We start from the raw sequence: 13,627 nt of genomic DNA on the forward strand, positions 1-13,627 counted from the left end.
AGTAAGCGTAGTTTTATATGTTTTACAATTTTAACCGTAATATAGGTATTTAAGAGTATTTTTGTTTGGAAACCCCTTTATTCGCCTGTTTTTAAATACCTGAGCACCGCAATATGTTGCAACATTTCGGAAAGTACCTGATCTTTATGAAGAGCCTTTTCGCCCGGGCCGAATCTTCTAAAGTTATTTTTAACCGCACCATCGACGAGGCGATCCTGATCGGGATAAACTCCATATTCATCGTCGCGATTGTATCTACATTTATTGGCGCCGTAACCTGCGTGCAGACCTCCTACAATCTTGTAAACGCCTTGATTCCGCGTTCCACCATAGGCTACATGGTGCGCGAAATGACTATCCTAGAGCTCGCCCCTACCATCACATCCATTGTATTAGCAGGGAAAGTCGGATCTAACATTGCCGGCGGGCTGGGCACGATGCAGATTACCGAGCAGGTGGATGCCCTAGAGGTGATGGGTATAAACTCTGCCTCCTACCTTGTGCTGCCTAAGATCGTGGCGGCCATGCTGGTTTTCCCGATGCTGGTTATCATCTCCATGTTCCTGAGTATAGCTGGCGGCTATCTGGCTGGCACCATTACAGGTGAAATTACAGCACAAGAATATATCACGGGTATTAGGGATGATTTTATTCCTTATAACGTGGTTTTCGCGCTGATCAAAGCTGAGGTTTTTGCGTTTTTGATCGCCTCTATTTCATCTTTCAGAGGTTACTATACTTCAGGTGGCGCTTTGGAGGTTGGAGCAGCAAGTACTACAGCCGTTACAAACAGTGTTATCGCGGTACTCATCGCAGATTTTGTTTGTGCCCAGTTGCTCCTGTAAGCTACGCAACTATAAACTGTACTTTAGCTAACCTGGTAAGTATAAACAGACTACATTATCATGATCGAAATACACAATATACATAAGACCTTCGGGGATAAAAAAGTACTGGATGGCGTTAGCGGCGTTTTCGAGACTGGCAAAACCAACCTACTCTTGGGTGCCAGCGGTACAGGTAAAAGCGTGCTCCTCAAGTGCATTGTTGGTCTTGTAAAACCGGATATAGGCAGTGTTACGTTCGATGGCACCTATTTTACTAATAACAAGCTGGACATCCGGCAGGAGATTCGCAGGAAGATTGGCATGCTGTTCCAAGGCTCGGCGCTATTTGACTCCATGACGGTGGAGCAGAATGTAGAGTTTCCACTGAAGATGCTTTCAGATATGCCGAAAGATGAGCGCATGGACCGCGTCAACTTTTGCCTCCAGCGCGTAGGCCTCGAGAACTCAAACAATAAAATGCCTTCTGAGTTGAGTGGCGGAATGAAAAAGCGTGTCGGTATTGCCCGGGCTATTGCGCCTAATTGTACTTACCTGTTCTGCGACGAACCTAACTCCGGCCTTGACCCGCTTACTGCCATAAAAATCGATGAACTTATAGCGGAAATCACGGAAGAATACGGCATCACGACTATTGTGGTGACGCACGACATGAACTCTGTGATAGAGATTGGCGAAAAAATCATGTTCCTGTATGAAGGCAGAAAGATTTGGGAAGGCACCCGTGATGACATCCTCGACTCGAATGTAAAGGAACTTAACGAATTTATCTTTGCAAACAGGTTGATGCGCGATGCAAAAAAAGTAGAAGAAGAGGAAGAGGAACAGCAACGAGCGGCTCAGAAATAAAAAAGCGGGTTGTATAAAACAGAAGCGCTCCTGCTATTCGGCAGGAGCGCTTCTGTTTTATAATAGTTAAACCGGATATCTCTTAGACTCCGTAAAGCATACCTGCAATAGTGGCAGTCATCATACAGGCCAGCGATGCGCCTAGCAGTGCCAGAAAACCTAACTTAGACAACGCGCCCTGTTGGTTAGGAGCCATACTTCCGATTCCGCCAATCTGAATGGCAATAGAGCTAAAATTAGAGAAGCCGCAGAGTGCATAAGTTGCCATAATAAGCGCCTTCTCCCCTAGCAAACCGGCTGCCTTCATGTTTGCTAAATCAAGGTATGCCACAAACTCGTTTACAGCCGTCTTCTGGCCGAGTAAGCTACCCACTAGTAACGTATCCTGCCAAGGTACGCCCATTATAAAGGCAAAAACCCTAAATATCTGGCCCAATATATACTGAAACGAGAAACCATCGAACTGCCCACTTGTGCTAGCCACAACGAAATCGTTCAGGCCGGTTAGTGCGCCAACTTTTATGAGCATATAGTTTAGCATGGCAATTACCGCAATAAAGGCTAGTAACATGCCACCTACATTCGCTGCCAACCTCAGGCCATCGCCTGCGCCACGGCTCAAAGCATCAACTAAGTTTACGCCAAGCTGCTCCTCATTTACCTCTAGTTCTGTATTTATCTTATCAGGCTCAGTCTCAGGAACCAGAATTTTTGCAAGTACAATACCCGCTGGGGCGTTCATGATAGATGCCGTGAGCAGGTGAGCTGCAAAAATAGCCTGTTGGTTTACATCGCTTCCACCCAGAAACGCTACATAAGCCGCCAGCACACCGCCGGCCAGTGTGGCCATACCGCCCGTCATTAAGCACATCAATTCCGATTTGGTCATGCGCGAAATGAACGGCCTCACAAGCAAGGGAGCCTCGGTTTGCCCCAGGAAGATATTACCCGCTGCAGATAAACTCTCGGCTCCGGAAAGCCGCATCCCCTTTGACATAACCCAGGCGATACCAAACACGATTTTCTGCAACACGCCGAGGTAATATAAACCAGCCGAAACCGTGGAGAAGAAAATAATAGTTGGGAGCACCGAGAAGGCGAAAATGAAGCCTAAGCCACCGTTTTCAGCTGGGTTTGCCAGGTTGCCGAACAGAAACTGGGCACCTGCCTGCGAAAAGCTTAGAAGTTTTACAAAGAGGCGGCTCACAAACGCGAAGCCATCAGCCACAATGGGAACCTGCGTAACGAGTACGCCAAAAAGGATCTGAAGAAAAACGCCGAAACCGACCAGTTTCCAGTCGATGGATTTTCTGTTTTTTGAGAACAATATGGCGATGCCAAGGAGCACAATAAGGCCACCAAGCCCTCTAAGAATATCGTACATTACAGTTGGTTGAAAGACAAAATCTGTCAAAATTAAGCCTAATATCTTATAAAACAAAAAGGTTCGGCACCTCTTGGCACCGAACCTTTTATAGAATATACTATATTTTAAATCAGTTGCGCTTATTCAACTCATCGCGAATTTTGGCTGCTTTTTCATAGTCCTCTTTTTCAAGGGCTTCGTTCAGCATTTTGTTTAAATCATCCACAGATGTTTGGTTTAAAGGCTCGCTTTTTGAACCAGAGCTAGCTGCAGAAGAACTGCTTTTTACGGCCATTTCTTCATTCTCCTCCTCTTCTTCTTCCAAGTCGCTGAGAATAATTCCGGCTTCGGATAGTACGCTCTCTACAGTATAGATCGGAACTCCAAAGCGCAGGCCTATGGCTATAGCATCAGATGGGCGGGCATCCAACTCGAACTCTTTGGAGCCATTAGTGCACACAATCTTAGAATAAAATACCCCCTCTTTCAAATCCGAGATCAGGATCTCAGTAACGCGCACATCCATTTCCTCAGCAAAAGACTTGAACAAGTCATGCGTTAGCGGGCGGTTAGGGTTAATCTTTTCAATCTGAATAGCAATAGACTGCGCCTCAAACATACCAATAATGATAGGCAGCCTTCTGTTTCCTTCTTTCTCTCCTAACACCAAAGCAAACGAACCCGTTTGGGATTGGCTGGAGGAAAGACCGAGTATCTCTAACTGAATTTTCTTCACAGTATCTTCTTCTAAAGTCTATTTGTCTAAAGCTTTGGCAGCTTCAATTAATTTTGGAACTACTTCAAAGGCATCGCCTACAATACCATAATCAGCGGCTTTGAAGAACGGCGCCTCCGGATCCTTATTAATAACGACAATCACTTTAGAAGAGTTAACCCCGGCAAGGTGCTGGATGGCCCCTGAAATACCCACAGCAATGTATAGGTTCGGGCTAACCGTTATACCTGTTTGGCCAACGTGCTCATGGTGCGGTCTCCAATCCATATCCGATACAGGCTTAGAGCAGGCAGTGGCAGCGCCTAGGGCGTTTGCCAAGTCCTCGATCAGGTGCCAGTTCTCAGGACCTTTCAGTCCACGGCCACCAGATACCACAACTTCAGCCTCCGGAAGCAGTACACCATCGGTTTCCTGCATCACGGTTTCTTTAGGAGCGGCAGCAAAGTCAGCATCGGCAAGATCGGCAGAAAGCTTCTCAACAGTAGCTGTTGCACCGGCATTATGCGTCACGTCGAATGAGTTTTTCTTTACAGCGATGATTTTAACATCAGCAGTCAGGGCAACATCAGCAAAGGCTTTGCCCGAGAATACACCGCGCGTTACTACAAACGATCCTCCATCTGTGTTTGGCAGCGTAGTAACGTTCGTAGCCAGAGAGCCATTCAGGCGAACCGCCAGTTTAGCGCCGATAGAGGCACCGATGTTAGAGTTAGAGAAAACCAACACCTTTGAGCTTTCCTGCTGGGCAGCTTTCGCGATTACCTTTACATAGGCGTCAGCTACAAAAGAATTTAGGCGGCTGTCTTCATCATACAGTACTTTTTCAATTCCCTGTTCGCCCAGTTTTGTAAGCGCTTCTTCGTGCACCTCGCCGATAGCCACGGCTGTTGCGGTTGCGCCAAGCTGCTGCGCTACCTGGCTTCCGTAAGATGCAGCCTCCAGTGAGGACTTTTTGATCTCTCCGTTAAGACCTTCTACAAATACTAATACAGACATATCTTATAGTACTTTAGCTTCGTTTCTCAATAATGTAATTAATTCGCCGGCATTTTCCGGGTCAATCATCTTCACCCCGCCCTTTTTCTCCGGCTTGCTGTAGTTTACATACTCAGCTTTTGCCTCGGCACCAACCGGCTCTACTACATTTAATGGTTTTGTACGGGCTGTCATAATGCCGCGCATGTTCGGGATGCGTGGCTCAGACATTGGCTGCTGGGCACTCGCCACAAACGGCAGCTTTACCTCGACCACCTCTTTGCCACCCTCAACCTCACGCTCCAAGCGGGCAGTGCTATCATCTACCAGGTCCAGTTTAAAAGCCGGAACCACGGCAGGGATGCCCAAGATCTCGCCAACCATGTTGTGCACCTGCGAGCCGTTGTAGTCAATAGACTCTTTGCCCATCAGGATCATATCATAATTGTTTTCTTTGGCTATCGCAGCGATCTGCTGCGCCACGAAGAACGCATCCGTTGGGTTTGCGTTTACGCGGATAGCATCGTCTGCACCAATAGCGAGTGCCTTGCGGATGTTTGGCTCTGTATCGGCCTCACCTACGTTTAATACGGTTACGGTGCCACCTTTTGCTTCTTTCAGCTCAATGGCTCTTGTCAGCGCATACTCATCCCAAGGGTTGATAACGAACTGCACGCCGTTTTTGTCAAACGCCTTGTTGTCAGCCGTAAAGTTGATCTTGGAAGTGGTATCCGGTACGTTACTGATGCAAACTAATATTTTCATGGTTAGAAATGTTAGCTTTTTAAATTTAGATTTGTTGCGAAGTTAATTAAAATATAGCCAATTCGAAATGAACCAAAACAGATTAGAACAGCTCTTCAAATTCCTGGAAGAAGACCCGAACGATTCCTTTACACTATACGCCATTGCCACTGAGTATCGTAACGAGAACCCGCAAAAAGCGCTGGAGTATTATGAAAAACTGCTGGCCGAACACGAAAGCTATGTAGGCACTTACTACCATGCTGCCAAACTATACGAAGAGCTTGGCGAAAGCGATGTGGCAGAGCGCACCTATAAAAAAGGCATGCAGGTAAGCCGCCAGGAAGGCAACATGCACGCATTTTCGGAACTGCAGCAGGCATACAATAAGATGATGGGCCTGGATTACGAAGACGACTAACCGGCTGCCAGCCATCCCGAATTGCTTTCATCAAAAATAGTATGCATGCAGCATATTTCCAAATCTATATTTAAAACTCATTTTGCCCTAAAAGGTTACTGTATTTGCAACTAGCTTTGTTTTAAAGTATAGGTTTGAAAGCCCGGGTATAAATTTTAACTCATACGCGGCATTAAGGTTTTACATTAAAAAAGACAGCCGCCGCCTTACACCGATAAACAGGTAGGGCGGCGGCTGTCTTTTTATGCATCTGCCATTAGGCCGTAATGTGGTCGAACATGCGCACTTTCGGACTGTGAGGCACCAGCTTTAGGCCTTTAGGCACCCCCTGGTGCGACTCTCGCATGTGGTTCTTATACCATACCTGGTAGCTTTCCTCGTCTGTCCAAAAAGTCATCATCCAGATTTCCTGTGTATTATCCTTCGGGCTCAGTACATCCAGGCGGATAAACCCTGGCGCATTATTTACGAGTTGTGGGCGGTTAACGAAGGCTTCTTTCACCTCGTCTGCCATGTCGTTGGCTATTTCAAAAGTGCTTAGTGCTACAAACATGTAATCAATTTAGTAGGTGGCGCGATTTAATGAATGGTACTGCTCCTGCGTATGCGCCATTAACGCAGGTTTAATTGAAAGAGTAATTCTAAAGATTTATTCTCAGAAAGCATAATTTTTAGTCAACCCACTGTGTTTAGATTCATACTTTAACTGAGTGTAAGCACAAGATCATCGGTGTTTACTAACTCCCCTTCACGCAACTCAATACTACTGACTACTGCATCCTCATTGGCAGTAATGGTCGTCTCCATTTTCATGGCCTCTATGATAAACAGCGGCGTGTTCTTTTTTACTTTCTGCTCTTTTTCTACCAACACTTTAGAGAGCATCCCCTGAAGCGGTGCACCAATTTCCTTAACATTACTCTTATCAGCCTTTTTATGTTCAACCCGCTCTACCTTTACGGAACGGTCTCGCACATCTATGTTTCTTGTTTGGCCGTTTAGCTTGTAGAATACTGTGCGCATGCCGTCTTCGTTTACATGGCTCAGCGATTGATACTTGATCACGATGGATTTGCCACGGGCAATATCAATAATAGCTTCCTCGCCTGGTTGTAAACCGTAGAAGAATAGCCTTGTCGGGATTTTAGATACATCGCCATATAGCTCCAGGTGTTTTACATAGTCATCATATACTTTAGGGTATAACTGGAAAGACAGAAAATCCACAAAACGTTTTTCTTTGCCATACTTATCCCTAAACGCTGCAAACTCTTTCTCAAAGTCCACTGGCTCCAAGTGTGCATTGGGCCTGTCAGTAAAGGCTTCATCGGGGTTTTTAAGTACGATGCTTTGCAGTTTTTTAGGAAAACCGCCTGCGGGCTGGCCCAACTCGCCTTTAAAGAAAGACTGCACCGAAGCTGGGAAAGAGATCTGATCGCCGCGCTCCAGCACATCTACGGTTGAGAGGCCGTTAGACACTAAGTATAAGGCCATATCGCCAACAACTTTGGAGCTCGGTGTCACCTTTACCACATCCCCGAACAACTGATTTACTTCAGCATAGGTTTGCTTGATTAGTTCCCATTTGTCGCCGAGGCCCAGTGCGTTTGCCTGTGGCCGCAGGTTAGAGTATTGCCCGCCTGGTATTTCGTGGCGGTACACTTCCGCTGTACCCGCCTTTAACCCAGACTCAAATGGATAATAGTATTCCCGAATAGTTTCCCAATAATTTGAGTGCCGGTTCAGGCTGGCTTGGTCAAACTCTCGGTGCCGTTCCTGGAAGCGCATCATCTCCACCACCGAGTTAAAGTTGGGTTGCGAGGTTAGGCCGGATAAAGCTCCAAGCGCTACATCCACCACATCTACACCGGCCTCAATTGCTTTTAGGTAAGTGGCTGCCTGTATAGATGAAGTGTCATGGGTATGCAGGTGAATCGGAATGCTAACCGTATCGCGCAAGGCGGTGACCAGTTCAGTGGCGGCGTAGGGCTTCAGCAGGCCAGCCATATCCTTTACGGCAAGAATGTGCGCGCCGGCACTCTCCAGCTGCTTTGCAAGCTGCAGATAATAGTCTAACGTATACTTTGTTTTTTTCGGATTCAGGATATCCCCGGTGTAGCAGATGGTACCTTCCGCCAAGCCCTGAGTACGTTTGCGAACATAGTTGATGCAGGGCTCCATACTTTTCATCCAATTCAGCGAGTCGAATATTCGGAATACGTCCACACCAGTTTCCCAGGATTTCTCCACAAAAGATTCAATTAGGTTATCTGGGTAAGCCTTATACCCTACCCCATTAGAGCCACGCAGCAGCATCTGCAAAAGTATGTTCGGGATCGCTTTTCGCAATTCAGCAAGCCGGTCCCATGGGTCTTCGTGCAAAAAACGCAGGCATACATCAAAAGTGGCTCCGCCCCATACTTCCATACTGAAAATTTGCGGGTGGTCTTTGCCGTAAGCTTCTGCAATTTTCAGCATATCAAAAGTACGCATGCGCGTTGCCAACAACGACTGATGCGCATCTCGGAAGGTGGTGTCGGTATAGTGTATTTGTTTTTCCGCGCGCAGCCACTTAGAGAATGCCTCCGGGCCGAGCTCAGTGAGCAAGTCTTTAGTACCTTTCTGGTAAGGTTTGCTCAGGTCAAAGCCTTGCAGGTCGGGTTTGCGAAGCACCTTGTCCGGGTTTACCTTTTTCACATCCGGGTTGCCATTTACGATCACATCCGAGAGGAACGTAAGCATTTTAGTGGCCCTATCTTTGCGCTGCTTAAACACAAACAATTCCGGGTGCGTTTTTACGAAATCTACCGTGGCATCGCCAGCGATAAAAGTAGGGTGGTTGATGATGTTCTGCAAGAACTGTATGTTCTGCTTTACGCCCCTGATACGAAACTCATCCAGCGTTCTGGACATTTTAGTGGCAGCATGGGCCAGCGTGGGTGCATGCGTGGATACTTTAACCAACAAGGAATCGAAGAACGGGCTGATCTTAGCGCCTGTGTACACGCTTCCCTGGTCTAGGCGGATGCCAAACCCACCCGCACTTCGGTAAGCGATGATGGTGCCGTAGTCTGGTTTGAAATCATTCTCGGGGTCTTCGGTAGTGATGCGGCACTGAATTGCCACGCCATGCGCACGAACTGGGGTGGCAGGTCCTAGCTGCACTTCTTCATCCTCTAATTTTGATCCTTGCGCAATGTAGATCTGCGTTTTAATCAGGTCTATGCCCGTAATCATTTCAGTAACTGTATGCTCTACCTGTATGCGCGGATTAACCTCTATGAAGTATATCTGCTGCGTGTGCGGCTCTACCAGAAACTCAACAGTGCCTACGTTGTTGTAATTAACCGCCTTGCAGATGCGCACTGCGTAATTATAGAGTTGTTGCCGTGTTTCATCGGTTAAGCTGATGGCCGGGGCCACTTCCACCACTTTCTGGAACCGCCGCTGTACCGAGCAGTCGCGTTCGAATAGATGCGTTATGTTCCCGTAATTATCGGCTACAATCTGTACCTCTATGTGCTTTGGGTTTTCTACGAACTTCTCAAGAAACAGGGTATCGTCGCCGAAGGCCTTTTGCGCCTCGTTTTTGGCCTCAAAGAAACCCTTCTCCAACTGATCATCATCCCGGATTACGCGCATGCCACGCCCGCCACCGCCAGCTGCCGCTTTCAGCATAAGCGGGTATCCTATCCGGTGCGCTTCCGCCAAGGCAATCTCAAAAGTTTCGAGGTCTTTGGTGTTACTCTCAATAACAGGCACTTCGCAGCTGATAGCCACCTTCTTGGCTGCTATCTTATCTCCCAGCGAGGCCATCACTTCAGGCCTGGGACCTATAAAGATCAAACCATTCTCGGCGCAGCGGCGTGAAAAATGCTGGTTTTCTGATAAGAAGCCATAGCCCGGGTGTATGGCATCTACATTGTTTTCCTTGGCAATCCGGATAATGCCTTCAATATCCAGATAGGGTTGCAGAGGTTGGTTGTCCTTGCCAATTTGGTACGCTTCATCGGATTTATAGCGGTGCAGAGAGTAACGATCCTCATACGTGTAAATAGCTACTGTTTCAATGTTTAGTTCGGTGCAGGCACGTAAGACACGAATGGCAATTTCGCCGCGGTTAGCTACGAGTACTTTTTTAATTTTCATAGGCGGTGAGCAGTTTTAGGCGTATTGATTGGTTTTTAGAGAACGAGGCTATGCTACTGGTTTCAAACACCGATTCAAGGTTATTAAACCTGCGTTTAAACACATGTATTAGTATAACTTAATATTGGGAACTGATGCTGTTAATACCTGATTATGTAGCAGAAGGTTATAGCCTAAACTACAATTAAGGCAACTCCGTTTTGTACTAAACAATCAGCATAAAATCCGAGCACCAATTAAAACTGTTCCTGAACAAATACTCTTTGGCCGGGTTAGAAAACAAACAACTCAACACCTATACTTATGCCTTTAAAAGATAAGAACATACTCGTAGTTGGTGGAACCTCTGGCATTGGCCTACAAACAGCCAGAAGGCTGCAGGAGAAAGGGGCAAATGTAATAGTGGCTTCACGGAAACCCTCAGAAGAGTCCGAAGCGCTTAACCTGCAGCATGTGCCCCTGGATGTACTGCAGTTTGATGCGCAACCACTGTTGGAGGCGCTGCCTAATGTGCTGCATGGAACCGTGTATTGCCCCGGAAGTATAAAACTTAAACCTTTCGAGCGCATGAAAATAGAGGATTTTAGAAACGACCTAGAACTAAACGTACTTGGCGCAGTGCAGGTGCTACAAGCCGTAATGCCACTGCTGAAGAAGGCTGAGGGTTCGAGCGTTGTGCTTTTCAGCACGGTAGCAGTTGGAACAGGCATGCCTTTTCATACGTCCATCGCCACAGCTAAAGCGGCAGTGCAAGGCTTGGCTGTATCTCTGGCAGCAGAATATGCCTCTGCTAAGGTTCGCGTTAACACCATAGCCCCTTCTTTAACCGATACGCCATTGGCTAAAAGTTTGCTAAGCTCACCGGAGAAAGCCGAGGCGGCAGGCAAGCGCCACCCGTTAGGCCGTGTAGGCAAACCTGACGACATGGCAAGCGCTGCGCTATACTTGCTTTCCGATGACTCAGCGTGGATGACCGGGCAAACCCTGCGTCTCGATGGCGGCATGAGCTCCATTAAATTGATCTAGCAGCTTTACTCTTAACATAAAACTCACAAACTCCCACAGATGCTTTTATTCTGGTTTCGCCGCGATTTAAGGTTACACGACAACGCTGGGTTTTCGGAAGCGCTGCAAAGCGGTCATGAGGTTCTGCCACTTTTTATTTTTGATAAGGAAATCCTGGACAAGCTGGATGCAGATGATGCCCGCGTAACGTTTATACATGCGCAAATATCTGAAATGCACCGCCAGCTCGAAAAGCACGGTAGTACACTACTCGTAAAGTATGGAAAACCGTTGGATGTACTATCAGAGTTGATGCAGGAGTATGATCTGGAAGGCATTTACACCAACCATGACTACGAGCCTTATGCCCGCCATCGCGACCAGCAAGCACAGGCATTAATGGCAAAAAGCAACCTGGCTTTCGAGACGTTTAAGGATCAAGTTATTTTTGAGCAGGACGAGATTCTTACCAAAAGCGGAACGCCTTACAAAGTGTACACTCCCTATAAAAACGCTTGGTTAAAAGCTTTTGATCCAGCAATGGCTGAGCCGCAGCAAACCGAGCCATACTTTGAGCATTTGTTAAAACATAAGCATACCAAAATAATTTCTTTGGATCAAATGGGATTTAAGGAATCCGCCCTGAGAGTACCCTCCCCGGATTTAAGGCCCGACACGCTCAAAGACTACGACAAAACCCGTGACCTGCCTGCAAAGGATGCCACTACTCACATTAGTGCGCATTTGCGTTTCGGCACTGTCAGCGTTAGGGAAATGGTGCAGCTTGGCTTACAGTATAACGACACTTGGCTTCAGGAACTCATCTGGCGAGAGTTTTTTATGCAGCTTCTTTATCATTTCCCGGAGGAGGTCGATAAAAGCTTTGCGCCAAAATTCAGGCACATTGTTTGGCGCAACAACGAGGATGAGTTTGAGAAATGGTGTTTAGGCAAAACCGGTTTCCCATTAGTTGATGCCGGCATGCGCGAGCTAAACCAATCAGGTTTTATGCATAACCGCGTGCGTATGGTAGTAGCCAGCTTCCTTGTTAAGGACCTGCTGATAGATTGGCGCTGGGGCGAGGCATACTTTGCTGAGAAGCTGTTGGATTACGAAATGTCGAGCAACGTAGGTAACTGGCAGTGGGCCGCTGGTACTGGCGCCGACGCACAACCATACTTCAGGGTTTTTAACCCCGATAGCCAGGTTGCCAAGTTTGATAAGCAACATGCCTATATTAAACGTTGGGTCCCAGAGTTTGGAACGCCAGATTACCCCAAACCAATGGTAGACCATAGTATGGCCCGCGACCGCGCGCTCCAGGCTTTTAAAGATTCAATTGCTGATTCAGGCATGTAATAGGAAATATAATCTAATTATCCCTGAAAACAATAAACAAAACTAATAAATTTAGCATAAACCAACTATATTAGCACAAAGTATAGTTGATCATGATAAAGGCAGATGAGTTTTTTAAAGGCAGAGGTGCCCAATACAATCCCGAAAATCCATACCTAAAACAGGAATATGTTGCGGAGCACCTCGAAGGGCTGGATGAGCCTATGTTGCACAACTCCAAAACAGAATACCTCAAGGAGCACCCTAAGAAGATCGTCAATAAAGTCGATAGCCCAGATTTAGGGTTAAGCTACTCATTAAATCCCTACCAAGGATGTGAGCACGGCTGCGTGTACTGTTATGCCCGCAATACACATCAATACTGGGGTTATGGAGCTGGCCTCGACTTTGAGCGAAAAATCATTGTAAAAGAGAACGCAGCCGAAACACTTGCGAAACAACTAGAGCAAAAAAGCTGGCAGGTAATGCCGATTATGCTAGCTGGAAATACGGATTGCTACCAACCCATTGAAGCAAAGAAATTAATTACCCGCCAAATTCTAGAGGTACTTCTGGAATATCGCCACCCGGTTAGCATCATCACTAAGAATGCGCTCATTCTAAGAGACCTGGATTTGTTACAGGAGCTCAACAAGTATGATTTAGTGCACGTCAACATAAGCATCACAACCCTTGACGAAAAGCTTCGCCAGAAGCTGGAACCCCGAACTGCCTCCGCCGCGCGTCGGCTGGACGTGGTTAAAAAGCTTAGCGAGGCAGGTTTGCCTGTAAACGTAATGACCGCACCCATTATTCCTGGCCTGAACGACTCCGAAATTCCTGCACTCATAAAAGCCTCCGCCGAGGCGGGCGCCAGTAACGCTGCGTACACTTTGGTGAGGCTCAACGGCAGCATCGGGCCTATTTTCGAGGATTGGATACGGCAGGCTTTCCCAGATAGGGCTGACAAGGTGTTGAGCCAGGTTGCCGATTGCCATGGAGGCCAGCTAAACGACAGCAGGTTTGGAGTGCGCATGCATGGCGAGGGGAAATTTGCCGAAGCAATTTCAAAGCTCTTCAGGCTGAGTAAGCAAAAATTTATGGCTGGCCGAAGTATGAAACCTTATAATTACGACCATTTCTGCCAAAGGAAGGGCAAGCAGCTCGCCCTATTTTAGCGTTTGACTCCGCAATAAGTA

At 47.1% G+C, this 13,627-nt stretch carries 12 protein-coding genes; 6 read left to right on the top strand and 6 right to left on the bottom strand.

Annotated elements, in window-relative coordinates; all coding sequences use genetic code 11:
• Positions 1–113 precede the first annotated feature (113 nt).
• Together D1627_RS08330 and D1627_RS08335 are read left to right on the top strand one after the other, a co-directional pair.
• A complete protein-coding gene (locus tag D1627_RS08330) occupies positions 114–845 on the top strand; it encodes an MlaE family ABC transporter permease (RefSeq protein ID WP_199688400.1) in 732 nt (243 codons plus the stop codon).
• Positions 846–905: 60 nt separating this feature from the next.
• Positions 906–1,694, top strand: coding sequence for an ABC transporter ATP-binding protein (locus tag D1627_RS08335; RefSeq protein ID WP_119431744.1), 789 nt, complete (start codon positions 906–908; stop codon positions 1,692–1,694).
• 82 nt (positions 1,695–1,776) lie between these two features.
• Here D1627_RS08335 and D1627_RS08340 read toward each other — a convergent pair whose 3' ends face one another.
• The 4 genes from D1627_RS08340 to D1627_RS08355 form a co-directional block, all read right to left on the bottom strand.
• Entirely contained in the window at positions 1,777–3,078 is a 1,302-nt protein-coding gene (locus tag D1627_RS08340) for a NupC/NupG family nucleoside CNT transporter (protein WP_119431745.1), read from the bottom strand.
• A 112-nt stretch (positions 3,079–3,190) separates the two neighbouring features.
• Complete coding sequence (locus tag D1627_RS08345; protein ID WP_119431746.1) at positions 3,191–3,796, bottom strand: bifunctional nuclease family protein; 606 nt, start codon at positions 3,794–3,796, stop codon at positions 3,191–3,193.
• Between the two features lie 18 nt (positions 3,797–3,814).
• Complete coding sequence (locus tag D1627_RS08350; protein WP_119431747.1) at positions 3,815–4,792, bottom strand: electron transfer flavoprotein subunit alpha/FixB family protein; 978 nt, start codon at positions 4,790–4,792, stop codon at positions 3,815–3,817.
• A gap of 3 nt (positions 4,793–4,795) precedes the next feature.
• Entirely contained in the window at positions 4,796–5,536 is a 741-nt protein-coding gene (locus D1627_RS08355) for an electron transfer flavoprotein subunit beta/FixA family protein (protein WP_119431748.1), read from the bottom strand.
• 67 nt (positions 5,537–5,603) lie between these two features.
• Between D1627_RS08355 and D1627_RS08360 the strand changes: the two genes are divergently transcribed.
• Entirely contained in the window at positions 5,604–5,936 is a 333-nt protein-coding gene (locus D1627_RS08360; protein ID WP_119431749.1) for a tetratricopeptide repeat protein, read from the top strand.
• Positions 5,937–6,192: 256 nt separating this feature from the next.
• Here D1627_RS08360 and D1627_RS08365 read toward each other — a convergent pair whose 3' ends face one another.
• Together D1627_RS08365 and D1627_RS08370 are read right to left on the bottom strand one after the other, a co-directional pair.
• Complete coding sequence (locus D1627_RS08365; RefSeq protein WP_119431750.1) at positions 6,193–6,489, bottom strand: antibiotic biosynthesis monooxygenase family protein; 297 nt, start codon at positions 6,487–6,489, stop codon at positions 6,193–6,195.
• A gap of 149 nt (positions 6,490–6,638) precedes the next feature.
• Positions 6,639–10,085 carry a pyruvate carboxylase gene (locus D1627_RS08370; RefSeq protein ID WP_119431751.1) on the bottom strand — a complete coding sequence of 1,149 codons (3,447 nt, stop codon included), beginning with the start codon at positions 10,083–10,085 and terminating at the stop codon, positions 6,639–6,641.
• A 303-nt stretch (positions 10,086–10,388) separates the two neighbouring features.
• Between D1627_RS08370 and D1627_RS08375 the strand changes: the two genes are divergently transcribed.
• The 3 genes from D1627_RS08375 (at position 10,389) to D1627_RS08385 (ending at position 13,606) form a co-directional block, all read left to right on the top strand.
• On the top strand, positions 10,389–11,111 hold the full coding sequence (locus tag D1627_RS08375) for an SDR family NAD(P)-dependent oxidoreductase (protein ID WP_119431752.1): 723 nt from the start codon (positions 10,389–10,391) through the stop codon (positions 11,109–11,111).
• A 39-nt stretch (positions 11,112–11,150) separates the two neighbouring features.
• Entirely contained in the window at positions 11,151–12,449 is a 1,299-nt protein-coding gene (locus D1627_RS08380; RefSeq protein ID WP_119431753.1) for a cryptochrome/photolyase family protein, read from the top strand.
• Positions 12,450–12,541: 92 nt separating this feature from the next.
• Complete coding sequence (locus tag D1627_RS08385; protein WP_119431870.1) at positions 12,542–13,606, top strand: PA0069 family radical SAM protein; 1,065 nt, start codon at positions 12,542–12,544, stop codon at positions 13,604–13,606.
• Positions 13,607–13,627: the final 21 nt, after the last annotated feature.

It is taken from the genome of Pontibacter oryzae, from assembly GCF_003576375.1.
Lineage (GTDB): Bacteria > Bacteroidota > Bacteroidia > Cytophagales > Hymenobacteraceae > Pontibacter > Pontibacter oryzae.

Excerpts from the sequence above, each read along its gene's own strand:
- D1627_RS08350 (WP_119431747.1), bottom strand. The coding sequence starts at position 4,792 with ATGTCTGTATTAGTATTTGTAGAAGGTCTTAACGGAGAGATCAAAAAG.
- D1627_RS08370 (WP_119431751.1), bottom strand. The coding sequence starts at position 10,085 with ATGAAAATTAAAAAAGTACTCGTAGCTAACCGCGGCGAAATTGCCATT.
- D1627_RS08335 (WP_119431744.1), top strand. The coding sequence starts at position 906 with ATGATCGAAATACACAATATACATAAGACCTTCGGGGATAAAAAAGTA.
- D1627_RS08355 (WP_119431748.1), bottom strand. The coding sequence starts at position 5,536 with ATGAAAATATTAGTTTGCATCAGTAACGTACCGGATACCACTTCCAAG.
- D1627_RS08385 (WP_119431870.1), top strand. The coding sequence starts at position 12,542 with ATGATAAAGGCAGATGAGTTTTTTAAAGGCAGAGGTGCCCAATACAAT.
- D1627_RS08340 (WP_119431745.1), bottom strand. The coding sequence starts at position 3,078 with ATGTACGATATTCTTAGAGGGCTTGGTGGCCTTATTGTGCTCCTTGGC.
- D1627_RS08330 (WP_199688400.1), top strand. The coding sequence starts at position 114 with ATGTTGCAACATTTCGGAAAGTACCTGATCTTTATGAAGAGCCTTTTC.
- D1627_RS08375 (WP_119431752.1), top strand. The coding sequence starts at position 10,389 with ATGCCTTTAAAAGATAAGAACATACTCGTAGTTGGTGGAACCTCTGGC.
- D1627_RS08360 (WP_119431749.1), top strand. The coding sequence starts at position 5,604 with ATGAACCAAAACAGATTAGAACAGCTCTTCAAATTCCTGGAAGAAGAC.
- D1627_RS08365 (WP_119431750.1), bottom strand. The coding sequence starts at position 6,489 with ATGTTTGTAGCACTAAGCACTTTTGAAATAGCCAACGACATGGCAGAC.
- D1627_RS08380 (WP_119431753.1), top strand. The coding sequence starts at position 11,151 with ATGCTTTTATTCTGGTTTCGCCGCGATTTAAGGTTACACGACAACGCT.